Raw genomic sequence first — 22,144 nt, 5'->3', positions numbered from 1 at the left:
AAATTACTTAGCAGGCTTTACAGCCGCAACTTTGCCGCCAGCAATTTTTTCACAAGTACCTTCAGGTACATAAACCCATTCAGATTCAGAAGCTTCTTCAGTGCCCTGACCAGCACAGTGATGTGAGCCGTCTAGAGCGCCACAATCGTTTTGACCAGCCTTAGCAATGCCAGCACACTTTTCCCAAGCGGTTGGTGTACCAGGTACAGCAACTGCGGTTGTAGAGATAGCAGCAACACTTAGAAGAGCAGCAGTAAGAAGAGTTTTGTTCGCCATTTGAGATTTCCTTAATAGGTTTTATTGGACTCGTATCAAATGACGTCTCATCCTCATGTTTGATTGCAGAACATCGAAAAATATTATTTTTAGAGCGAACCCGTGATTTACATCACAGTTAAAGGCCTCCTACCGGAACCTTCATTGCCTCGCTAAAGCCTTCAGACTGAAGCTGAAAGCCTGATATTACAGAATACTCCTTTAAATCTTGTTCTAAGCGTGCATTTCTTCGTTTTGCGTAGTCCTTCGCTTTATTTTTATCCCGACTTCTATAAACCAAGTGATGGAACTTGTGATTAACAACGTACCAAAACTCTGGATCAAAGCCACTGTTCGTAGACATAGAAAAATACCCGATTGTTAGCTACTTATAATCTAATTTGGAAATTAATCCGATCTAGAAATCAACTGATCATCAGACAGAATAGGAGGAGTATAGAAAAAGGGTAGCAGTAATTTTATGAAAAGAAACAACCAGTGAAGACTATCTTTTTAATTTATTAATTAATTCAAATAATTATATCAAAGCCGGTCACACTTAAACCTTTAAGCATATTAAGAATATCTCATTTATTTTTCCGCAACTTGCACCATCATTTAAACTATTGCTGCGATAAATTTTTTCTAACAACTTAAATTTAGCACAATATAGCAATTCATAATTTATAAATGCCGATTAATTTCTTCAAAAATTAATCGTCGAACAGATTTTTATTGACCTTATAAATAGACCGTAAATCAGGGCTTTCATTGATATAAAATCGAAGTCGAAAAAAAACCACACTCAAGTTAACTTGAATGTGGTTTGCATGTTCTTCGGAGCACTCTCAATGAGCACATCGTCAGATTACAAAAAAATTAAAAAACACTTCTACAAGGAAGGGTACAACGACAACAACGACTTAGATGGAAAACGATTTAAAATTAAAAATGCACAGGTAAACCAGATAACCACTGGCGGCGAGAATTAATCATCGCTTTATAAGATTGAAGAACGGCGATGTCGATCACTTCTGTATCGATACTGTAAGTTTCAAGCTGTCTTTGCAAGCTGGTAATTTCAGCCATTATTTTTCCCTTACAAACACCCGAAAGCTGAATATCAACATTTGATGGCAACTGTTTTAATGATTTCATAGTGATAACCCAAGAAAATGATCGTTTCGAAATTAAATTTTATTGAAAAAATTTTTTTCACACGTGAAGGCACATCTAATTATTTTTATTTTTTACAATTAACTTTAAAAATAATGCACTAACTACCCAAAATATTAATACATCAAAAATACATATTTTATTTTTGACACACTAAAAAACCGATTAAATTAAAAAATGCAGAAACACTTTTTAATTAAGTAGAAAATTTGGAAAACACAAAACTTATATATAATTACCCTGTAAATAATACGGGGGAAATTTCTATTTTATTGAAAACATTAGCACCTGGGAGATGCCCAATAAATAAAAGTTGAGTTTAAGATTTACAGCCAAGTATTTAACAGCTCGAACACATTATGTAATTATCGTTCAACACTGAATACAAATTACTGCTTAATTTCTCATTCGTCAATCGTTAATTAAAAACTTTTGTTTTTTCAAAAAAAATTAATACATACTAATATTTGTATTTACACAATCACTTTTAAATAATCCAAAGTAATCTTATAACAGCAGATAAAGCTAACACGCTGAAAGCTTGTGTTTAACCGTTTCATGCCAACGCTGCGATTAAAAACCATAACCACTTAGCCATAGATTTAATCATGTACGTGCTCAAAGCAATTCAATTACTTTTATCGTAACTATTAAAAATGCGATCCGAGAAGTTGATTCTTATCAAAATATTTCTTAAACCAAGGAATTTAGCAAAATTAACCGAGTAACAAAGCCTTGATTATTTTTATATTTAAAATAATGCCGACATTTGAAATTGAAAACTATCGTTACTGGATAGATAGAGCGAAGAGAATGAATCTTTTTAGAAGGGTCTTAATTTGGAAAAAAGAAAATATTTGAAGTAAAAAACCAAGTGGTCAGATAGTTTTGAGTAGTTTAATTTTCTCAAAAAGCAAATGACTATCAAAAAAATATAGTGATCGAATATTCAAAATTTATATTAAAATTCAATCACTAAAATTATTGGATCAAATCATCTCAACTTATTGATCGGGAGATATACCTTTCCAAGGCGATAAAATTTTCTCCCATGGACAAGTGGTATCGCCAATCACAAAGAAATATGGATTTAAAATATTGTCTTTTTGGTTGTATCTCAAAATATCAAAATTGGCGTCGATTACTTTACCACCGGCGGCGTTAACGACGGCATGCGCCGCTGCGGTATCCCACTCAGACGTTAAGGCGAGTCGAGGATATAAATCCGCTTCACCCTCAGCAATCAAGCAAAGTTTCAACGAACTGCCCATACTTTTGGTTAAAACTTGACCAAATTCTGTCTCAAGGGTTTGTATCATATTTTCAACAGCCTCCGCGCCATGGCGACGACTAGCGACAAGCTCTATCGGGAGATGATGCTCGATTTGCGATTGCACGGTTCGAATGCGAATATCACTTCGCTCATTGTTGCAAATTTTCCAAGCACCAAGTTCTTGCACACCAATGTAGGCAATCTTTTTTACAGGTACATAGACGATACCAAGAATCGGGTCACCGTCTCTTATCAATGCAATATTGACGGTAAATTCGCCATTGCGATTGATAAACTCTTTGGTGCCATCCAATGGATCAATTAACCAGTATTGAGACCACTGTTTACGAATGTTGTAATCCGGTAGCGCGGATTCTTCCGAAAGAATGGGAATATCGGGTGTTAGTTCAGACAGTCCCGAAATAATGGTTTGATGAGCGGCCAAATCGGCAGCGGTTACCGGAGATTCATCCGATTTGGTCTCTACCTCAATGTTGCCCGTACGATTATAGACTTCCAAAATATCTCGGCCAGCATCTTCGCAAATCTTGTGAACCGATTGCGCCCAATTAAGTAATGTCTCGTTCATTGTAGGATGCCTTATTTTGATAAGTCTTTGATTTTCGAACCTAATATCTTACCATCGAAGTTTGATGCGGTCTAAGCAACAGAGGAATGCCCTAATGAACGACACAATTGTAGACTGGGACGATATCGACACCATTCTATTGGATATGGACGGCACGCTTCTGGATTTACATTTTGATAATTATTTTTGGCTGACGCATTTACCGAAGCGGTACGGCGAACTGCACGGAATTTCGGCGGACGAAGCCACTGAACATATTCTGCCGAAAGTAAAAGAGCACGAGGGAACTCTGAATTGGTATTGTTTGGATTTTTGGTCAGCGGCATTAAAAGTGAATGTGGGCGAATTAAAACGTGAAATTCAGCATAAAATTCAAATTAGACCTTATGTTGAAGCATTTTTAAAAGCGGCAAAAAAAATGAATAAAAAGTTGGTTTTGATCACCAACGCCCATCAAGACAGTTTGAATTTAAAACTTGAAATTACGAAAATCGATCAATGGCTGGATGTGGTTTTATCGTCGCATCAATTTAAATATCCCAAAGAGCAGCAAGAATTTTGGCAGTCTCTTCATCAGCTGGAAAAATTTAATCCAGAAAAAACTTTATTCATCGATGATACGGTGAGAATTTTAAGAACGGCTCAAGATTTTGGCATTAAACATTTATTATGTATACATCAGCCAGACAGCCAACAAAAACGTGAAATTGTAGATTTTCCGGCCATTCACCATTTTGATGAAATTATTCCCAACTAGAATGACAACCAATAACACTTTAAAAATATTACGTATTGTTGACGGCAAACCCGGACACGAAAAACAAAGCCATGCGTTAATTGAAGGGTTAAAAAAATTTAGAGCAATAGAAGTTATTGACGCTCATTATGTTAAAACTACAGCTGCGTTAAAAGCCATCGCATTTTCGACGGATATTTTTAACATCGATTTTATTCCAGATATTTGTATTGGTGTAGGCCATAGAACTCATCTATCCGTTTTAGCGGCCAAAAATAAATGGCACGCTAAAGCCGTCATTATCATGAATCCAAGCCTTCCTCTCGCGTGTTTTGATGCGGTGTTAACACCCGCTCACGATGGTTATACCGAGTCTGCGAAAAGAATTATTACTCCAATCGCGCTCGCCCCAGAGTCAGGTGAAGTGACTAAACCTTATTCACCTAATAATAGCTCTTTTAAAAATCGACCCTTTGGGCTGATTTTACTGGGTGGTATTAATCAACATTATGAATGGCATATTGAATCGCTCTCGGCAACGATAAAAAAGATAGTAAATCATTACGATACAATACAGTGGAAGATTGCAAATTCACGTCGAACGCCTGTTACCGATTTCGATTATTTACAGAAATCGCTACGGGGTTTTAGCAATATTAATTTTTTTGATCACCATGATCTCGACAAGCAATGGCTTGCTGAGCAATTAAATCAAACTCAGCATATTTGGGTGACAGCTGATTCAGCATCGATGATTGCAGAAGCTCTCAATACCAGAGCATTTGTTGGTATTATAGGATTAACGAGTAAATCACTGAAAAACAAGTTGGAAAAAAGTAATCAAAGTTTACTATCGCTAAATTTGGTCGGGCAAGTTAATCAGCAAGAGTTTAAAGAACCGCCTAAGCGAGATAAACCGTTAAACCCGCACATTGAAGCGGCTCAAAAATTAATTCAATTATTGAAATTATAAGAATCTAACGTTGAATGATTTTTAATTCAAAATATTCGGCCGATTAAAGAACTTTTATATCAGCAGTTAAAAGAAAAATCGATAAGCGTTTTTAGAAACAGACTTTCAAAATAACAAAAGTTCTAGTCTCGAAATCGACTGCTTTTGCTGATGTCTTTATTGGGGTATTGAGCAGGATTGTAGTGCGAGTAATTCAACAAATAATTTTTTGTACGATGAAGGCTACGATACAACTTTAACAAACGATGACCCATCCACAAAAAAATTCCGGGCATCACCTTACCTTCTGTTTTAATAATACTTGAAGATTCATGTCGTTCGTGGATAACGTGTGGTTCAACGGTATAAGCATTCAAACCGTATAGAAAAAAACTGTCGTAGAATTTATCGATCGGCATAGAAATCACAGAAGCGTACTTTAACACCCGCCCCATTCCCACTCGATTTAACACATAACCCTGAGTACCCAAAGATCCTCGTAGCGGCCGAGTTAATGAATACTTATCAGTCAGCGCAGAAATCCATTTACGCTTGCGACGTTTTAAGGCCATCAGTCGCACAAAATGAGCACTGTCATCCAGTGCAGTGATGTGCGCAAGAACTTCAGCCAGCTCGGGTTCAACAATTACGTCGTCTTCTAATATGCACAGATGTGATTCACCGGATTCGTAGGCGTTACGAATAATTCGCAGATGGGAAAGATAACAACCTACTTCGGTTTTTGTGAGTGGCCAACGACGATTAAACATTGCCAATTTTTGATCGAGAATTTCACCCTTTTCCATTGCGGGCATAGTCTCGCGACCATCGACGGCATAATACTCGTCAACGATTAAACCTTGATTCAATAAAGACTCTGTAAGTAATTGCACAGGTTCGGATTTAGGATTTAATGTAATTACAGCTAACTTCAAAACTCAATCCCCTGAGTTATATTTTTATCGTCTTGTGTAACTAACGATCGATCAATATCCGGTAAAAGTCTTCGGTTTGTTCTGCAATTTTTGCTGGTTTCAATGAAGCAAGGTTAATTGTGCCAGACCTACGCTGCTTCAACCACTCTAAAGAGGCGGCTAATTTTTCTGCGTTTAAAGGTTGATCGTACAGATAAACCCAGTCATCGCCAAATTCATCTCTTAAGCTGATTAAACTACCGATTTTAGGTGCAATTATCGGTACATTAAATGACAAAGCTAAGACCGCCGTTCCCGAATTCAGAATATCTGTATAGGGTAGTATTACCGCAGAGGATTTTGAAAAATATTTTGGAATATCCCGATCGTGAATGTATTCAAAGGTGGTCGTTATGTTTGCATCACGATCAATATATTTTAATATGTCTTGATCTAATTGATATTTTCCTAGATCACCCACTATCGAAAGCTGGCAGGAACCTTCAGGTAATTGTGACTTTGCCTCAACTAACGCATCCAATCCCTTGTGATCACGAATTTTACCAAACATTAAAATAGTCGGTTTTGTATATTTTTTAGAGTTTTCGTCCGATGTATCGTTGGAAGTCATTGATTTTTTTGAATCATCAAACAAATCCGCCACCCCGTAATAAGCTTGATAATGCACATGAGGCGTGACTGCCCAAGGGGTAGATTCAAATTGAGGATATTTCTCCAAAAAACAGTCACGACTGTATTGGGAGAGAAATAAAAATCCATCAACATTTTTGATGAATTTTTCCATAAAATATTCGGCCAACTGGGGAAATCGAAGGGAATGTGGCTGCAAATTATGAACAGTCCACACCACTTTGCCACCCTGCTGTTTAAATTTTTTAATCGCTCTTAATAAGCGAGAAAATCGATATACTGCTCGCCACCAACGCTTATCACGCAGCAACAAATCGGGCCAATGAAGATGAAAAATATTCTGTCCTGAAACCCGCATTGATCGATGATGAAACTCATCAACGATTACATTCGAAGACATGGCTCCGTACAAAATAAAATTATAAGGATTGCTGAGTTTGTTTTTGTCCTTGGGCCAGGCAAGCACTCGAATAGTTGACTTCATTGTCTTTACATCCAAACACTGTTTATTCAAGCTCACGACAAGTGCTGTCACTTGCCTTACGAGAGAATTTCGAATTTTGATAAATTAGAGCTAAGGGTATCCAGTACAGCAGCCAAATATAACTGGGTCGAATTAAGGGTTGCTGAGCTTCCACTAATGCGGTAGCCAAACCCGTTAAAAACCAAGCCAAAAGAAAAATATTCAAAGCGGTTAACTGTATTCGTGAAATGTACAAATACAATGCGCACAATATTTGCGCGCTTAATAACGTGACTACGACGACACCACCAAATCGCATAGCATCGATCAAGAGATTATGAGCTTGTCCAAAGGTAGTGCCGTCGGCAATAAGGTTAACTCGGTAATTCAATCCCGCCCCCCAAAACCACTGGTCGCCCAACTGTTCAAGAGCCTTCGACCAAATTTCGCCGCGAATAAAAAAGGAGTATGAGCGTGCAAAGGTGTTATTTCCAAAGACTAACCAAGCAGCTATACCACTAAAAATAATTAAGGTGATACCAAGCCAAAGGTAGTTTTTGCGCTTAAGACCGGTAGCAGAAAACCCAAGTACGGCAAGACCCAGCATCACAAGCGGTGCTTTGCTCTGGGCCAGTAGAATGCACATTAAAATTGGAATTAAGCCAAGCCCGGCAATTATTTTAAATTTAAGCGTCCCTTTATTTAAGAGGTACAAATTTGCTAAAAAACCGATACCGTAGAAGGCGGCAACTCGATTGGTATCGCCGCCCCAAATAACACCTTTAAATCGAGGAAAACGTGCTGGCAGAACTGCATGATGTTCAATGACGTAATCGACCAGACCGACTAATGCACTCACCGAGCCGATAATGGCAAAAACGTAAATCCAAATTTCTAAAAATTGTTGGTACCGATCAAACAGCAGTCGAATGGAAATGAAAAACAAAAATAGCAGCAGTGATAACTTTAAAAAAAATAATGGCTCGCGATAAGTGTCTGCGACATTGGGGTCGGCCCAAAAACTGGAAACAGCTAAATATATGGGTGCTGCCAAAAATAATAAAAACAGCTTTGTGTTTAATTGGCTCGGCCTCTGATAAATCAAAATCATTGCCGTTGGCAAAGCTACTAATGAATAAAAGCCAGATTGAATACCAGAATTACTCGGAAAAACAAAAAATCCAACGGTAACGCAATAAAAACCTACTAATAGAGCGCCAAACCAAAAATTTAGCCAATATCGCGCAAAAGTATTGCCAGCCGAGAATACAGAGGTTAATTGCTGCATAAATCGTTACACCGCAATTGTGTTAAAGAAATCTAAATAATCGCCAATAATTTTATCTCGACTGTAATTTTGCAGGTATTCGTTGTAGCCATTTACAGACAGCGATTGTGCAAGAGACTGATCTGCCAAAATAACGCGCATATTTTCACTCAACTCATCCACATCGTCGATTGGCGAGAGCAAACCCGTGTCACCATGACGAATTAACTCACCGGGGCCTTGAGAAGCCACGGCTGCCATTGGACAGCGATTAAACCAGGCCTCTAGAACAATACTACCTAAGCCTTCGCTTCGCGATGAGCAAACAAACAAATCGGACGCTCGCAATAAATTATTAATATCCGTGCGCCATCCTAAAAACTTGACGCGATCTTCAATACCCAGAGATTTTGCCTGTGCTTGCAAAGCGTCTTTTTCCGGGCCATCACCCGCTATGCACAAAACGCCTGCATCGAGTTTGGCAAACGCGGGAATTAAAACATCAAATGCCTTGTTCACATGCAATCGACCCAGAGCAAGAATCATAGGTTCTTGATCTTTAATACCTAAACTGGATTTGGTCGCAGCCTCGGCGACGGTCTCGTCAACAAAGTTGGGAATATACACCACTCGGCTGGCAGGAATACCGCCCTGAATTAAATGGTCGCAAATACCTCGGGTAATACCGATGCAGTAATCGCAATGGCGATAATATTTGAGATCGTAATAATGTCCTAAGCGCCCCACCAATTGATAATCACCTTTTGGCGTTAGTTGTGTGGCACGGTTCATAAAAGTCAAAACGATATCGGGAGCAAATTTTTTCAACGCCCTGCGGTAAGCCCAATGATCGATCAAATCGAGTTTTCCACCGAAACGAAAATGTTCGACGTTTGCATTCGCTTTGTCGAATTCCGGTTGGCGTATGGCGTTATCTCGGGTAAAAACCCGAACATCAACCGCGTTCGTCTTATGCAGTTGGCATGAGAAACGTGTAAAAAATGTCTCGGCACCACCTACTGGAGCACCGGCTAGAGCTGTCGCAACTTTTAATCGTTTAACCATCTATACGTTCATTTCAAAAATTATTTGTTTGTATTTGCACACGCTTTTTAAAAAAGTTAAGGGCTCTCGCCACTGACTAACCGACGTTGTTGGTCGTCCATCCAGCCATGGTAACCCCAATCACCGCCCACCGCTTTTTTATGCAGCAGTTCGTCAATGCTGTTCCATAAGCGCTGTGCTTTTCTTCGGGCTTTTTTCCGCGCAAGGAAGTTTACAAAATAGGCCAAAGGCAATACATCTGGCCAACCTAAACCATCGATAGCCACAATTCGACGAATACCGTCGGCATTTGTTTGCACAACCAAATTATGGAGTAATAAATTTCGTGACGGCATGCCAAGTCTCGACCATAGGTCGATAAAGTCTGCTACAGCGCGGGTAATTGTGTCGGTTTTACCGTGCACCCAAAGGTATTGTTTTAATGATAAAGACACCAAACCATCTTCATCTTTAATGATTTCGCTGACCAACCCAGTTCCCCAGTTTGTGGATATTTCACCAAAACATCGAGGTATTAATTGGAACGCAGCTTCACCAATGTGTTTTTCGATTAACTGATAAACCTTAAACTCTTGGTAATTATCATCAAAATAACGCAGCGGTTTTAAATTTCTGGGAAAGCGGCGCTCCTGACGTTTAATCTCGGGTGTTCTATCTGGACGTAAGACTTTCACGCATTGGTCAGGATATTTGGGATGAACAAAACACAAGCGATTACCGCCACGAGCAAAAGCGTTTTCAGATCCACCTAAATCGAGTGTATCCACTAACACTTAAGCCCAAACGTATGGGTGGCTGAACTTGAGATTCATAGACGCCTCGACAATGTATTGGGCATACAACGTAGAGTTTATTTCGCGATGGAAAAACTCACGCGCTCGGCTGGCCCAGTACCGACGTTTGGCGTTGTCTTGGTGAAAATCAACAATCTTCGCTTGTAGATCTTCGTCACTGGAAAAATACACCAGAGATTCAGGCGGCATAAATTCATCAAAACGACCATTTTGATGGGTAAACGTCAGCAAGCCATTACCGGCCAATTGCGCCATTCGCGCCGACGAGTACCAATGAAACGCTTCTTGGCGATTTAAATTAAGTCCCATTTTTGATTGTGATAAGGCTCGATCATAATCTCGCCCCCAAACGTTCTCTTCACCAAAACTACCGGGTGTTCTGAAGGTTACCGCCTTGGGAAGATTGTCTTTTAAATAAGAGACGAGTTGTCCGCGTTCGGTGTGAGTGGTTTCTTTACTGCAAAAAATGACATCGGCGGGAAGGTCGTCGTAAGCGGAGCTATCAAAGGTTTCGATACTGCTATCGACAGGATTGGGCATGTGCCAAAGTTTCGCGCGCTTCCCTTCAAATTGAGTGAGCTCTTTCACGCCGGTAGAAACAAACATCGCATCCACAACGTCAACACGGTGACGAATCTTCTCGACATTATCCGGCACAAATAAAGGGTCGTTATTACAACCGGTAATCACTAAACTTGGGTTTATCTTGCGCGCCTCTTCTAGGGTTTCATTGGTAATGATGTCGCAATGTCCCACGACCATTAGATCCGGTTCGAAGGCTTCGACGGTTTGTAACAAGCGCTGATTGGCTTTTTTCTTACCCAGATCACGAATACCAAAGGGCGCCTCAAAGGCGGCTACGTCTCGATCACTAAACGCCTGCACACAATGCACGTTTCGAATTAAACCGAAGTAAAGCTTTTGAGCCCAACTAACTCGATTGTGGCCGTATTTTCGCAATTGCTGGTGAGCTACGTGAAGAATGCGCATAAGTAGTGATTTAAAGCCTTTTAGTAAGTCGTCATAAACGCGCCAATATAGCGGCTGACAATAAGATCATCAATCGCAAATACCGATCCGGCCTAGACAACATCATTTCTTTTGTGAACGCCGAGTTACCTGGGTTTAGGCGTTTTTTTTGCAATCTCGCCAGCTTTACCATTATTCACGGTGACGCAAAGACAAGGCTCGCTCATAAACAGCAAGCGTTTGCTCAGCCTGATATTGTAAAGTGAAATTTTCTTTAATAAATGCAGGTTGTGGGTCTTTTAAGAGACGAGTCACACAGGAAAATAGCCCATTTTCGTCACCTTTAGCTACCAAACCACTCGGAAAGCACTCCGCCAAAGATTCGCCGGGCCCCGCCTCATCAAAGGCGACAACCATTTTTCCTAATGCCAGAGCTTCAATTACTGTGCGACCAAAAGGCTCAGGCTTTTCCGATAAGTTGCATACAATTGTGCTAATAGAATACAAATTTTGTATGTCTGAACGATGTCCTAAAAAGGTCACTACATCGCTTAAATTCTCTTGGTCAACCAGATTCTGCAGATGTTGTTCGTAAGCTTCTTTTCCCGGCGTCGGGCCACCAACAATCACGCCTTGTGCTTGAATTCCCTGCTGTTTGAGTCGCTTCATTAGCGCAATAAAGTGCTCATGACCTTTCCAAGCGCTAAGTCGCCCCGGCATCAACACAATAGGCTGATCCTTGAGATGTGGGTACTCTTGATGAAAACGTAAAAACCATTCCGCATCCGGTTGGTAACCAAGCTGAAAACGTTCGGTATCAACGCCTCGGTGGATCACACTGATCTTCTCAGCATCTATTCGAGGATAACTGTTTACAATGTAGTTTTTGACGTATTCAGACACAGCAATGACTTGATCACCACAGCCCATGATTTCACTGTATCGATTGACCGAATACAAACCGTGAAAAGTAGAAACAAGAGCTGGTCGCGTAGTAGCGTTTTTTATCGCCAACCACGTCAACCACGCCGGCATTCTGGAGCGTACGTGGATGATATCCGGCGAAATTTCTTCAATAAGACGTCGAAGCCTTGGCACCCAGCGAACCGACAAAAGACTTTTTTTGTGAACGGGCAGTTTGTGATGAATCGAGCCTTCTTGCTGTAATTGGTTAACCAATCGACCACCGGCGGATATAACGTGGGATTCGTGTCCGTGACGTTGAAGGTAAGCGCCAAATTCCACGGTGCCACGCTCTACACCACCTGAATTCAGCTCGGGTAAAACCTGTAAAATACGCAAGAAACTTCTTCTTAATAATCTGAATGATTAAACAAAATATGCGCCTTGAATCCTAATCTAGGATTGCGAATGCGCCATTGATCCCAAATAATGCGGTGTAATCACAGCCGTAAGAGTTCACCAGCAAGAATGCTTGTATTGTACTTAAGCAGGTAGCAATGTTCAGCACTATTACCGAAAAACTCAACAAACGACCTCCTATTTACAAGCTAATTGGGCAATATGGATAAAGTAAGAATCGATAAATGGCTTTGGGCAGCGCGTTTTTTTAAAACTCGGAATATGGCCAAGCAAGCAATAGAAGGCGGCAAGGTTCATTGCGAAGGACAACGAGTGAAAGCCAGTAAAGACCTAACCGTTGGCTTAAACCTGATAATTCAGCAAGGCTGGGACAAGATCGAAGTTGAAGTTAAAGCGCTGTCAGACAAACGACGTGGTGCGCCAGAAGCTCAACTACTGTACGAAGAAACCGAGAAAAGTATTGCCACCCGTAAAACCGCCGCCGAGCAACGAAAAGCCGGTGGAATTATGGGCGTTCTATCCGAACACCGACCAAACAAAAAACAGCGCCGTCAAATTCACCGTTTCAAGCGAATAGATACACAGGCAAACCAAGACGAAGATTAACGGTTCAGGAAAAATTATGTCCTGCCAAATCCATCTAAGCTGTTGGTAAGAAGATTGAGAAATTAGCGATCACTACCGACCTCAAAAAAGCCTTTATTGCTTGCAGAATTGGCAGTGTGTATGAAGAAATACCTTAACGAACGGATTAATTTCGGGTATTTCTGCAATGAATTAAATTTAAGGGTTATTAAGCATTATGGGTCTATTTGTGCGCGTTTCGATCAAACAGTTTTTAGACACACACCGTTATGGACTAGTGATGGCGAGAATTTTCCAATCCGTAAAAATCGGAGCCTTGGCGTTATTGTGCGTGAGCGCAAACACCGTTTTAGCTAACGACATCTCTGAAGATGCAAAGGCGCTGCAACGATTAAAACAAGCCGTAATTAAGATTCATACCACCCGAGCCGCACCGGATTACTTTACGCCTTGGCGCTTGCTTAATTTGGAGCAGACCAGTGGCTCTGGTGCCGTGATTGACGGTAATCGAATACTGACCAATGCCCACGTCATCGCCGACGCACGATATTTACAAGTCCAGAAACACAATGACCCACAAAAATACCTAGCGAAAGTTGATTTTGTCTCCCATGAAGCTGATTTAGCCATATTAGCAGTTGAGGATAAAAGCTTCTTCGATGAATTAAATCCGCTGAAAATCGGCGATTTACCAGACCCACTGACAGAAGTATCTGTGTTCGGATTTCCCTTTGGCGGTGAAACCTTAAGCATTACCCGCGGCATACTTTCGCGAGTCGAGCATCAGCGCTACGCGCACGCCGGCAGTTATCTTCTGGCCGGACAAATTGATGCTGCAATTAACCCCGGCAACAGCGGTGGCCCGGTGATCGTTGACAATAGAATTGTCGGTGTGGTCATGCAGGCGACCGCGGGCGGACGGGCAGAAAACCTGGGTTATTTTGTGCCGCCGTCAGTTATTAAGCATGTTCTTGAAGACGCAAAAGACGGTGTCTTCCACGGTATACCCGATCTTGGATTTCGCACCCAGAGCTTAGAAAACCCGGCCAGCAAACGCGCCTACAAAATTAAAGGTGATCATCAAGGCATTTTGGTGACAAAGGTATTTAAAGACAGCGCCGCCGCAGAGGTAATACGCGAAGGTGATATTCTTCTTGGGATCAACAACTACGAAATTGCCGATAACGAAACCGTAAAAATCGACAACGATTTACGCGCTGACTTTAAATTTGTCGTCGATAACCTACAGCCCGGTGATAGCATCAAATTTACGCTGCTTCGCGACGGCGAAGAAATGACCGTCAACACAATTGCCGAACAGAGCCGCGTTAATCGCAGCCTAGTATTGGGGCCGCAGTACGATCAATTGCCGCAATATTTTGTCTATGGCGGTGTGGTGTTCGTACCTTTAAACATGAACCTTATTAAACGCTGGGGCCGAGATTGGCACAATCAAGCACCCGTTGAGTTTTTGTATTCTCGACAAGTGTGGTCTTCGCCAGATCGACAAGAATTAGTCGTCGCACTGAAGGTTTTGGCCGCAGATGTTAACCTTGGCTACCATAACTGGAGTAATTGGGTGATCGACACCATGAATGGTGAACCGGTAAAAGACTTTGCCAGTTTTGCAAACACACTTAAAAACTACAACGGTGACTTCGTCCATCTTGCCGATGATCGTGGTTTTCAGATGATTATCGACCATCAAGAAGCACTGGCCACACAAGAGAAAATCGAAAAGCTCTATGGATTGCCATCATCCTATTCGGAAGGCTTGTTTGATCAAAGAACGGAAAAAGCTGCTCAAGCGATTCGTACAGACAGCGCCATACAAACAGGTTTAACATCTAAAACCGTTCACAGCCTTGATGACTAATTCAGTTTGTGATGCTTTTAGGAGTTTGGAAATTTAACCTGCTCGTCGATGCTTGAATAGATTAGAATTTTGACATCCAACAGCATTGAAACAATTACTTACAGAACGACTCGACTAAAATCGACTACATCATGAAAAAAATATTTGCAGCTACTTTGTGCTCCATAGCAATCACCACTTCTTTTCAAGCTTGGTCTCAGGGAGGCATTTATCGTTGGGTTGATGAAAACGGTAAAGTTCATTACAGCGATAAAAAGCCCGACGACAAAAAAGCGAAGGATATTAAAGAAGAAGATATTGGCCCTGTTAACGTCACTCAGGCCCAACCGGCCTCAGAATTTGGCACTGCATTACCAGAGACACCACAAGAGCGAGCCGTAGCGCAACAAGCAGAGCGAGAAAAACAACGTGAGCGAGCACTTCGTCAGCAAGATTGCTCCAAAGCGCGCGTCGAACTGAAAAAAATTCAAGGTCCGGTTGTGTTCAAAGATAAAGATGGGACGGTTTATGATGTCTCTGAAGAAGAACGTGCGCGCCGAGAGCAAAAGCTCAAGCAGGCTATCGATAAATATTGCAAGTAGTGTCAGAGTAAAATATGTCACTGAACTAACTTTGTCGAATCAATTTAGTACCGCGCCTGTACGATTTTTAGCAAACACTTGTTACAGCATCTCTCCCAAAGCCTTCCTAAAATAAAAATTCGTGGCGCAACGCAAAAGCAACGTCACTAAAACAAACACAGCAGCCCTTGAATTATCGTCAAGGGCATCAATAATCTAGCATCTTAGATTTTTTTAATAACCAACGGATATATTTATGGATCAGCCTACTTCAGATCAACAAAAACGTTTTTTGTTTGAACAAGCCGATATTCGTGGCGAAGTGGTGCAACTCGAAAACACATTCCAAGCCGCGGTTAGCGGGCGAGGCTTTCCCGAGCGTATCGAATTGCTGTTGGGTGAGTTTTTGGCTGCGGCGAGCCTGCTTGCTTCGACACTTAAATTCGAGGGAATTTTATCGATTCAAGCGCGCGGCGAAGGAATTGTGAAACTGTTGGTGGCGGAATGTACCAATCAAAAAGAATTGCGAGCAGTAGTTCGTTTAGAAGAAGACGCTGATACATCCAACCTAAACGGGCTAAGCTTTAAAGAGCTAATCGGTAGTAATGGTGTAATTTCCATCATTATCGAACCTCAAGACGGCGAGCGTTATCAGGGCATAGTTCCCGTGGAATACCCGACCTTAGCGGCATGCCTAGAACACTACTTTTTTCAATCTGAACAACTCAATACCAAACTCTGGTTTGCCGCCGACAAGCATCGTTGCGCGGGCCTATTGATTCAAGCTTTACCCAAACAATTAAACGCCTCAAGCGATACCAACGAAGAGTACTGGGAAACCGTCGTACATCTTGCGTCAACCGTGAAAGATGTTGAGCTTTTGGAGTTAGGCCAAGACCAGCTTCTGTATCGACTATTTAATGAGTTTGAAGTGCGAACGTTTGACAGTACCTCGGTTTCTTTCAATTGCAACTGTTCAAAAGAACGATCTGCTAATGCGCTTATTTCTCTCGGTGAGAAAGACGTTTTTGATCTGCTCGATGAACAAGAAACCATTACGATCGACTGCCAGTTTTGCCTGTCACATTACGAATTTACTCGCGATGACGCGAAAATTCTCTTCAACAAAGAGAAGCACACACTTCACTAGAAAGCTAAATAGAGAAATTTGTTACCAACGGTAAATTCATCCACACAGCTCTTCGCCATTGAGCGGCTTTTCTGTCATAATCCATCGCCCCTCAAAGCTGTTTTGACGGTGCACCAAGGTAGATCCCAGTGGCCAGATATTCCTTGATGCTTGACAGTTAACCAACATATTCACCGAGTGGCCACTTCGTTCATAGGACAAAAACTAATGACACAGACAGAAGAGGCCACAGCCACCGTATACGCGGATTTAGGTGCAGCATTGTTAATTGAACAAGCACTACGTCGTAACGAGGGCTATTTGTCTTCCACAGGTGCTTTTGTTTCAGAGACCGGCTCTCGTACTGGACGTTCTCCAGCCGACCGTTTTATCGTTGATGAGCCGTCTACTTCCGAAGCTATCGATTGGGGAAATGTTAACCGACCCTTCCCTGCCGATAAATTCGATGCACTTTGGGATCGTGTAGAAGAATACATGGTTGGTAAAGACAACTACGTATCTCATCTTCATGTTGGTCAAGACACCGACTATTACATCCCTGTAAAAGTGACTACTGAAACAGCTTGGCACAATCTGTTTGCGCATAACATGTTCATCCGCACAGAGAGCTACAACCCAAAAGGTAAAGAAGAGTGGCGTATTCTTCACGCTGCTAATTTCGAGTGTGAGCCTGAGCGCGATGGCACCAACTCAGAAGGTATCGTCTGCATCAACTTCGCCCAACGCAAAGTATTGATCGCGGGCATGCGTTATGCCGGAGAAATGAAAAAGTCTATGTTCTCGGTGCAAAACTTTTTGCTCCCAGAAAAAGACGTTCTACCGATGCACTGCTCTGCCAACGTTGGCAAAGATGGTGACACTTGCCTGTTCTTCGGACTATCCGGTACAGGTAAAACCACTCTTTCTGCCGATCCAGAACGTTACCTCATTGGTGATGACGAACACGGTTGGGCGAAAGGCACTGTCTTTAATATGGAAGGCGGCTGCTACGCGAAAACCATCGATCTCAGCCAAAAAAATGAACCCGTTATTTGGGACGCAATTCGCTTCGGCGCGATTGTTGAGAACGTAGTTCACACCCCAGATACTCGTATACCCGATTACTCAGACACCAGTCTTACCGAAAACGGACGTTGCTCTTACCCATTAGAGCACGTTGAACTGCGTGTTGAAGAAAACCGTGCTGGTGAACCCAAAAACGTTATCTTCTTAACCTGTGACGTATCTGGTGTATTACCTCCTGTTGCTATTTTGAGCAAAGAAGCTGCTGCTTACCACTTTTTGTCTGGTTACACCGCTCGCGTTGGTTCTACCGAACTGGGCGCAGAAGCGGGTATTCACCCAACCTTCTCTACCTGCTTCGGCGCGCCATTTATGCCTCGCCCAGCTCGTGAATACGCAGAATTGTTGATGAAACGCATCCAAGACTTTGGCGCTAATGTTTATCTGGTTAACACCGGCTGGACTGGCGGTGCTGGCGGTCCTGGTGGTAAAGGCGCACGCTTCCCAATTCCTGTCACCCGTGCCGTTGTTGCTGCAATTCAAGCGGGCGCTTTAGAAGGAGTAGAAACCACTCACCTTGAAGCCATGAATTTGGATATTCCAACATCAGTACCTGGTGTAGATGCTAAATTCTTGAATCCTCGTGACGCTTGGTCTGATAAGGCTGCTTACGACGAGTCTGCTGGTAAACTGGCTAAATTGTTCGCGCAAAACATTACCAAGTTTGATGTTAGCAAAGACGTTGAAGCCGCAGGTCCACAGGGCTAAGAGATCATCTCCGCTACTGTAACCTATCGAAAACCCCGCTAAAAGCGGGGTTTTTTTATGGTATGACGCCAGTTTTTTTATGCTATAAACCCATAAATTCGGCCGAAATAAACCTAGTTGAATAGTCACTACAGAAAACTCATAAAAATCGTTAGGCTACACTTATTGTTTTTCCAATTCAGAGATTATTGAGTAAGTTTTACCATGCAACACCCAAAGATTAAATTCACCTGCACCCTACGCAAAGCGACCTTAGATGACTCAGAGGTTCTCAAAAGCTTGTGGCATAAACTCGATGTATCACTGCCGGAGACACCGTTCATCGCAAATATGGACTATCGCCAAGAATTCCATGAAGCGCTAGCGGAGCAAATTGAATCCAACAAGGCAACCTTAACGTTGGTCGCCGCAGTCAACGAGCTCATTGTCGGCTGCGTTTGTGGATATGTGTATGAGAAGCCCGAAGCGATTAATACACCGGTGGGCTTGATTCATAATCTGTGGGTAGAACCAGAATATCGCCGTAAGGGTGTAGCTACCCAACTGGTTCAATCAATAGAAGCAGACCTAATAAACTCAGGTGCTAAAAGTTTTCAGGTAGCGTGGCGACACACCGATGACGCGCGTCGATTTTGGCAAAAAATGGGTTTCATCGCCTACGAAGCCGTCTCTGCTAAAACGGTTAACAACTAAACAGTACCCAAATACACAACTACAAAAACAAATTTGTGTGTAGCTCAGTTAAATATGTATTGAGGGGATTGCCTCAATACAATCAGCTTCTACTTTTAAATCTGCAATGTCGTCCGCGCGAGTCACACCCTGGTTAACAATAATAAGCGGTTTCCCTAGCTCTTTGGCTCGTTTGCAAAATCTAAAACCCGAATAAACCATCAGAGAACTTCCAAGCGCTAAAACGGCGTCGCTGTTGTCGATAGCATCGTAACATTGCTGAACTCTCTGTTTTGGCACCGATCCACCAAAAAACACCACATCCGGCATCAAGACACCTGAACAATAGCGACAACAGGGAATTTCCATTCTCGAATAATCCACATCTCCCAGCTCAACATCACCATCAGGACGAATAGACCTGTGGATAACTTCGAGTTTGGCGAGAATTTGTGGATTCATTTGGTGCAATTCTTCTTGAATAACCGAGCGCTGGAAATATTCACCACAACCCAAGCAAACCACTCGATCAAGCCTACCGTGCAGCTCAACCAAAGCCTGTGACCCCGCTCGACGATGCAAACAATCGACATTTTGCGTAACCAGCAAACCAACTCTGCCTTTGTGCTCCCAATTTGCCAGAGCTGCATGAATCGCGTTGGGCTCAGCCGTGCCAACAAACTTCCAGCCAAGCAAGCTTCTGTACCAATACCGCTGGCGAACAAGATGTTGCTGCATAAAGTCATGGTGCTGAATGGGTGTATTAACTTGCCATTGACCTTGTTTATCACGATAGGCCGGAATTCCCGAGGCTGTGCTGCATCCTGCACCGGTAAGAATAAATAATTTTCGATGTCGGTCGATAAGCTCTTGTAACTGAGGGTAAGCCTTCAAATCTACCAATACTCCTAGACTTAATCGCAACTTTGACGTTGGTAATTTATTTACGTGCACTGAAAAAGACCAGCACATTAAGAAACCAGAGCAGCACGGCCAAGAATCTACACACAGCTACTTGGTCTGCTCTGCTCCAGATTTCTACCGCAGGTATGACACCTTATACGTAAAGAATTCGCATAACGCATTAACGGGTTTACGAATATTTTAAATGATCAATAATCCAAAAGATTGCAACTCACAAAAGCGTTTACACGACGAGTGCCAGGAGCTAAAGAGGTTACTTGCGGACATGCCGGAAAACGTTCGCTCCACGTTTGACGCGGCTCAACTCGAACATCTATCCCAAGGGTTAATCAAACAGAGAAACAGTAACCATTTCCTCGATCTAAGACCAACACTCAAAATCCCGTTAGTTCCGTGGAGCTTCTACGTTGTTTTGCTGATGGGTAAAAACCGCCGTGAGATGTCGGCTCGGGAAAAACGCGTCGCGGCTAGAACCCTTATTATCAGTTTATTACTAGGAATTATTCTATTGTCGCTTGCAGGTCTTATTGTTTTATATTTACTAAAATCTGCTATGGGAATAAATATATTTAAAAATTTCTCTTTAGGTTTATGGACTTGGTTTATGAATTTTCTTGAGTAAATAAATGTTAACGATAGAGAACAAACTCTCAATCAAATTTTAATCAAACGTAAAAACTTACTTACCGAGTAGCCTCATTACTAACGCCTTCAAAAGTAAATTCAACGCTAACAACCGTTAGTGAATTTCGAATTTTCTAAATTATATAAACCTTCTCAGAGATCTTTTTATCCGTCGTACTAAATTCTCACTCACTCAAGAACGCGCCCTTAAGCTAACGAATAAACAATCAATTCTGACAATTAACCACATAAAAAGACAAAAATGTTTTCAACACGAAAACTAACTTTTCACTGGGTTATTACTAATATAGAAAAAACCTAAAAATAAAAAAATTGATATTTATCAGAGAAAAAATATTCATTAAAAAGAACTGAAGTTTGAGAAAATAACAAATCCAACAGGGGAGAAACTTTATTGAGGAGAACTTAATGAAGGAAACTGTGGGCAGGGAATGCCACATCCATGTGGCATTGAAAAAGTCCCTTTATCTAACTGTATAAACAGTCACACTAATTATTTGTTAGCTGACATTAAACCAGTAACTTTTGAACCTAAACCGTCTAGAGAAGCCATCAAATTAGCTGGAGATAGTTCTTTAAAGTTGGTTTCACCAGTACCAAGAGACACAACAACCAAGAAGCTAGCAACAATTGGAATGTGACCAACAAGTTCGGCGATACCTAGCAAAGAGCCGGTTAGACCAAATACGCACACTACAAGAGCAGCAATCAAACGAGTCGCTAAACCAAAAATTAACAACACGCCCAAAGCAGTCTCAGCCATACCAATACCGATAATAAAGTTGGCATTGCTAAACATGTCTAAACCAATTAATGGGAAGAAGTTCCAAGGGTGCATTTCTAGGAATTGTAAACCCATGTTTGGATTAATCAGTTTGTTGTGAACAGCCAACACAACTAATTGCACACCTAAACACACACGAAGATATTTAACGGCGCGATCAGGGTTAGAAGCACAAGCCAACGCAATACCAAAACCTAAAAGCTCTGGTACGTAATCAATCCAAGCAACAAATGGATTGCTGATAATTAGCAAGAAAATCAAGAAGAAAATACTTAAGGTGTAACTAGCAATTCGGTGGCCGATTAATAAAAGAACACCAACTAATGCTTGGAAACCTACCAAAAATTCAATGTTGCCGCTTGGCGCTAGGTTAGGAGCAATAAATTCGCCGTGGTAAAAAGTCGACAATAACCAGCAACCTAATACAACCGCGAGCAAACGGAATTGCAATTCGTGAGGCCATGGTTTGAAGAACGCACCGTTGCGAACAAATGGCAGTTGAATTTTAGATAAAAATCCAGCAACCACACACGCACCAATTGCGATACCGACAAGAAGAAAATCCTGAAATACCCAAGTATAAGCAGATACTTGATCGGGTGAATTAACAAACCAACGTACGTGGGCACTTGCACCTTGAGCCGTCACCAGCGCGAGTAATGAAAGTAAAAATCTCATATTAGGAAACTCCGTTTCGAGACAAATTTAAAGTTAAAAAATTAAAAAAATAAAAATTAGAAAAAAATGTTCC

Annotated in this window: 22 protein-coding genes; 9 read left to right on the top strand and 13 right to left on the bottom strand. The window is 41.7% G+C overall.

Annotated features, from left to right (window positions below; genetic code table 11):
- Positions 1 to 3: 3 nt before the first annotated feature.
- The 4 genes from ACYQ2C_RS07485 to cysQ all read right to left on the bottom strand — a co-directional run bounded on the left by ACYQ2C_RS07485 (position 4) and on the right by cysQ (position 3,293).
- Positions 4 to 276 carry a BufA1 family periplasmic bufferin-type metallophore gene (locus ACYQ2C_RS07485; protein WP_460049731.1) on the bottom strand — a complete coding sequence of 91 codons (273 nt, stop codon included), beginning with the start codon at positions 274 to 276 and terminating at the stop codon, positions 4 to 6.
- A 118-nt stretch (positions 277 to 394) separates the two neighbouring features.
- The gene (locus ACYQ2C_RS07480) at positions 395 to 619 is read right to left on the bottom strand and encodes a hypothetical protein (protein ID WP_460049733.1); all 225 of its coding nucleotides are present in this window, start codon (positions 617 to 619) and stop codon (positions 395 to 397) included.
- A gap of 581 nt (positions 620 to 1,200) precedes the next feature.
- Positions 1,201 to 1,413 (bottom strand): hypothetical protein, encoded by a 213-nt coding sequence (locus ACYQ2C_RS07475; protein ID WP_460049735.1) that lies wholly within the window; start codon positions 1,411 to 1,413, stop codon positions 1,201 to 1,203.
- 1,022 nt (positions 1,414 to 2,435) lie between these two features.
- Complete coding sequence (gene cysQ / locus ACYQ2C_RS07470) at positions 2,436 to 3,293, bottom strand: 3'(2'),5'-bisphosphate nucleotidase CysQ (RefSeq protein ID WP_460101269.1); 858 nt, start codon at positions 3,291 to 3,293, stop codon at positions 2,436 to 2,438.
- Between the two features lie 106 nt (positions 3,294 to 3,399).
- Between cysQ and yrfG the strand changes: the two genes are divergently transcribed.
- Positions 3,400 to 4,050 (top strand): GMP/IMP nucleotidase, encoded by a 651-nt coding sequence (gene yrfG / locus ACYQ2C_RS07465; RefSeq protein ID WP_460101348.1) that lies wholly within the window; start codon positions 3,400 to 3,402, stop codon positions 4,048 to 4,050.
- A gap of 1 nt (position 4,051) precedes the next feature.
- Positions 4,052 to 5,002: an ELM1/GtrOC1 family putative glycosyltransferase gene (locus ACYQ2C_RS07460; protein WP_460101271.1), complete on the top strand. Its 951-nt coding sequence runs from the start codon at positions 4,052 to 4,054 to the stop codon at positions 5,000 to 5,002.
- A 122-nt stretch (positions 5,003 to 5,124) separates the two neighbouring features.
- Here the strand turns inward: ACYQ2C_RS07460 and ACYQ2C_RS07455 are convergent, their stop codons facing one another.
- From ACYQ2C_RS07455 to ACYQ2C_RS07425, 7 genes are all read right to left on the bottom strand, one after another.
- The gene (locus ACYQ2C_RS07455) at positions 5,125 to 5,916 is read right to left on the bottom strand and encodes a glycosyltransferase family 25 protein (protein WP_460049741.1); all 792 of its coding nucleotides are present in this window, start codon (positions 5,914 to 5,916) and stop codon (positions 5,125 to 5,127) included.
- A 40-nt stretch (positions 5,917 to 5,956) separates the two neighbouring features.
- On the bottom strand, positions 5,957 to 7,030 hold the full coding sequence (locus ACYQ2C_RS07450) for a glycosyltransferase (protein ID WP_460101273.1): 1,074 nt from the start codon (positions 7,028 to 7,030) through the stop codon (positions 5,957 to 5,959).
- A gap of 22 nt (positions 7,031 to 7,052) precedes the next feature.
- Positions 7,053 to 8,297, bottom strand: a complete 1,245-nt coding sequence (locus tag ACYQ2C_RS07445; protein WP_460101275.1) for an O-antigen ligase family protein — start codon at positions 8,295 to 8,297, stop codon at positions 7,053 to 7,055.
- A 6-nt stretch (positions 8,298 to 8,303) separates the two neighbouring features.
- Positions 8,304 to 9,341: a glycosyltransferase gene (locus tag ACYQ2C_RS07440; RefSeq protein ID WP_460101277.1), complete on the bottom strand. Its 1,038-nt coding sequence runs from the start codon at positions 9,339 to 9,341 to the stop codon at positions 8,304 to 8,306.
- Positions 9,342 to 9,397: 56 nt separating this feature from the next.
- A complete protein-coding gene (locus ACYQ2C_RS07435) occupies positions 9,398 to 10,108 on the bottom strand; it encodes a YrbL family protein (RefSeq protein WP_460049749.1) in 711 nt (236 codons plus the stop codon).
- 6 nt (positions 10,109 to 10,114) lie between these two features.
- A complete protein-coding gene (locus ACYQ2C_RS07430; RefSeq protein ID WP_460101279.1) occupies positions 10,115 to 11,125 on the bottom strand; it encodes a glycosyltransferase in 1,011 nt (336 codons plus the stop codon).
- Between the two features lie 171 nt (positions 11,126 to 11,296).
- Complete coding sequence (locus ACYQ2C_RS07425) at positions 11,297 to 12,406, bottom strand: glycosyltransferase family 4 protein (protein WP_460101281.1); 1,110 nt, start codon at positions 12,404 to 12,406, stop codon at positions 11,297 to 11,299.
- 222 nt (positions 12,407 to 12,628) lie between these two features.
- Between ACYQ2C_RS07425 and ACYQ2C_RS07420 the strand changes: the two genes are divergently transcribed.
- The 6 genes from ACYQ2C_RS07420 to ACYQ2C_RS07395 all read left to right on the top strand — a co-directional run bounded on the left by ACYQ2C_RS07420 (position 12,629) and on the right by ACYQ2C_RS07395 (position 19,061).
- Positions 12,629 to 13,033 (top strand): RNA-binding S4 domain-containing protein, encoded by a 405-nt coding sequence (locus ACYQ2C_RS07420; protein WP_460101283.1) that lies wholly within the window; start codon positions 12,629 to 12,631, stop codon positions 13,031 to 13,033.
- A gap of 196 nt (positions 13,034 to 13,229) precedes the next feature.
- A complete protein-coding gene (locus ACYQ2C_RS07415; RefSeq protein WP_460101285.1) occupies positions 13,230 to 14,888 on the top strand; it encodes a S1C family serine protease in 1,659 nt (552 codons plus the stop codon).
- Between the two features lie 131 nt (positions 14,889 to 15,019).
- Positions 15,020 to 15,469 (top strand): DUF4124 domain-containing protein, encoded by a 450-nt coding sequence (locus tag ACYQ2C_RS07410; protein WP_460101287.1) that lies wholly within the window; start codon positions 15,020 to 15,022, stop codon positions 15,467 to 15,469.
- A 235-nt stretch (positions 15,470 to 15,704) separates the two neighbouring features.
- Positions 15,705 to 16,598 carry an Hsp33 family molecular chaperone HslO gene (hslO, locus tag ACYQ2C_RS07405; protein ID WP_460101289.1) on the top strand — a complete coding sequence of 298 codons (894 nt, stop codon included), beginning with the start codon at positions 15,705 to 15,707 and terminating at the stop codon, positions 16,596 to 16,598.
- Positions 16,599 to 16,805: 207 nt separating this feature from the next.
- Positions 16,806 to 18,368 carry a phosphoenolpyruvate carboxykinase gene (locus ACYQ2C_RS07400; protein ID WP_460049763.1) on the top strand — a complete coding sequence of 521 codons (1,563 nt, stop codon included), beginning with the start codon at positions 16,806 to 16,808 and terminating at the stop codon, positions 18,366 to 18,368.
- Between the two features lie 204 nt (positions 18,369 to 18,572).
- Positions 18,573 to 19,061 (top strand): GNAT family N-acetyltransferase, encoded by a 489-nt coding sequence (locus ACYQ2C_RS07395; protein ID WP_460049765.1) that lies wholly within the window; start codon positions 18,573 to 18,575, stop codon positions 19,059 to 19,061.
- Positions 19,062 to 19,109: 48 nt separating this feature from the next.
- On the opposite strand, the gene ACYQ2C_RS07390 is transcribed toward ACYQ2C_RS07395, so the two are convergent.
- A complete protein-coding gene (locus tag ACYQ2C_RS07390) occupies positions 19,110 to 19,934 on the bottom strand; it encodes an NAD-dependent protein deacetylase (RefSeq protein WP_460101292.1) in 825 nt (274 codons plus the stop codon).
- 214 nt (positions 19,935 to 20,148) lie between these two features.
- Between ACYQ2C_RS07390 and ACYQ2C_RS07385 the strand changes: the two genes are divergently transcribed.
- Positions 20,149 to 20,586, top strand: a complete 438-nt coding sequence (locus tag ACYQ2C_RS07385; RefSeq protein ID WP_460101294.1) for a hypothetical protein — start codon at positions 20,149 to 20,151, stop codon at positions 20,584 to 20,586.
- Positions 20,587 to 21,102: 516 nt separating this feature from the next.
- Here the strand turns inward: ACYQ2C_RS07385 and ACYQ2C_RS07380 are convergent.
- Positions 21,103 to 22,071: a hypothetical protein gene (locus tag ACYQ2C_RS07380; RefSeq protein WP_460049771.1), complete on the bottom strand. Its 969-nt coding sequence runs from the start codon at positions 22,069 to 22,071 to the stop codon at positions 21,103 to 21,105.
- Between the last annotated feature and the right edge of the window lie 73 nt (positions 22,072 to 22,144).

The sequence above is a fragment of the Sessilibacter sp. MAH3 genome (assembly GCF_054658275.1).
Note: the sequence above shows the minus strand (reverse complement) of the source record. Positions and strands in the feature narration are given on the sequence as shown.

Coding starts and splice junctions, on each gene's coding strand:
- ACYQ2C_RS07410 (WP_460101287.1), top strand. CDS start 15,020: ATGAAAAAAATATTTGCAGCTACTTTGTGCTCCATAGCAATCACCACT.
- ACYQ2C_RS07485 (WP_460049731.1), bottom strand. CDS start 276: ATGGCGAACAAAACTCTTCTTACTGCTGCTCTTCTAAGTGTTGCTGCT.
- ACYQ2C_RS07475 (WP_460049735.1), bottom strand. CDS start 1,413: ATGAAATCATTAAAACAGTTGCCATCAAATGTTGATATTCAGCTTTCG.
- hslO (WP_460101289.1), top strand. CDS start 15,705: ATGGATCAGCCTACTTCAGATCAACAAAAACGTTTTTTGTTTGAACAA.
- ACYQ2C_RS07450 (WP_460101273.1), bottom strand. CDS start 7,030: ATGAAGTCAACTATTCGAGTGCTTGCCTGGCCCAAGGACAAAAACAAA.
- ACYQ2C_RS07385 (WP_460101294.1), top strand. CDS start 20,149: ATGATCAATAATCCAAAAGATTGCAACTCACAAAAGCGTTTACACGAC.
- ACYQ2C_RS07430 (WP_460101279.1), bottom strand. CDS start 11,125: ATGCGCATTCTTCACGTAGCTCACCAGCAATTGCGAAAATACGGCCAC.
- ACYQ2C_RS07480 (WP_460049733.1), bottom strand. CDS start 619: ATGTCTACGAACAGTGGCTTTGATCCAGAGTTTTGGTACGTTGTTAAT.
- ACYQ2C_RS07400 (WP_460049763.1), top strand. CDS start 16,806: ATGACACAGACAGAAGAGGCCACAGCCACCGTATACGCGGATTTAGGT.
- ACYQ2C_RS07420 (WP_460101283.1), top strand. CDS start 12,629: ATGGATAAAGTAAGAATCGATAAATGGCTTTGGGCAGCGCGTTTTTTT.
- ACYQ2C_RS07445 (WP_460101275.1), bottom strand. CDS start 8,297: ATGCAGCAATTAACCTCTGTATTCTCGGCTGGCAATACTTTTGCGCGA.
- ACYQ2C_RS07440 (WP_460101277.1), bottom strand. CDS start 9,341: ATGGTTAAACGATTAAAAGTTGCGACAGCTCTAGCCGGTGCTCCAGTA.
- ACYQ2C_RS07460 (WP_460101271.1), top strand. CDS start 4,052: ATGACAACCAATAACACTTTAAAAATATTACGTATTGTTGACGGCAAA.
- ACYQ2C_RS07395 (WP_460049765.1), top strand. CDS start 18,573: ATGCAACACCCAAAGATTAAATTCACCTGCACCCTACGCAAAGCGACC.
- cysQ (WP_460101269.1), bottom strand. CDS start 3,293: ATGAACGAGACATTACTTAATTGGGCGCAATCGGTTCACAAGATTTGC.
- ACYQ2C_RS07380 (WP_460049771.1), bottom strand. CDS start 22,071: ATGAGATTTTTACTTTCATTACTCGCGCTGGTGACGGCTCAAGGTGCA.
- ACYQ2C_RS07415 (WP_460101285.1), top strand. CDS start 13,230: ATGGGTCTATTTGTGCGCGTTTCGATCAAACAGTTTTTAGACACACAC.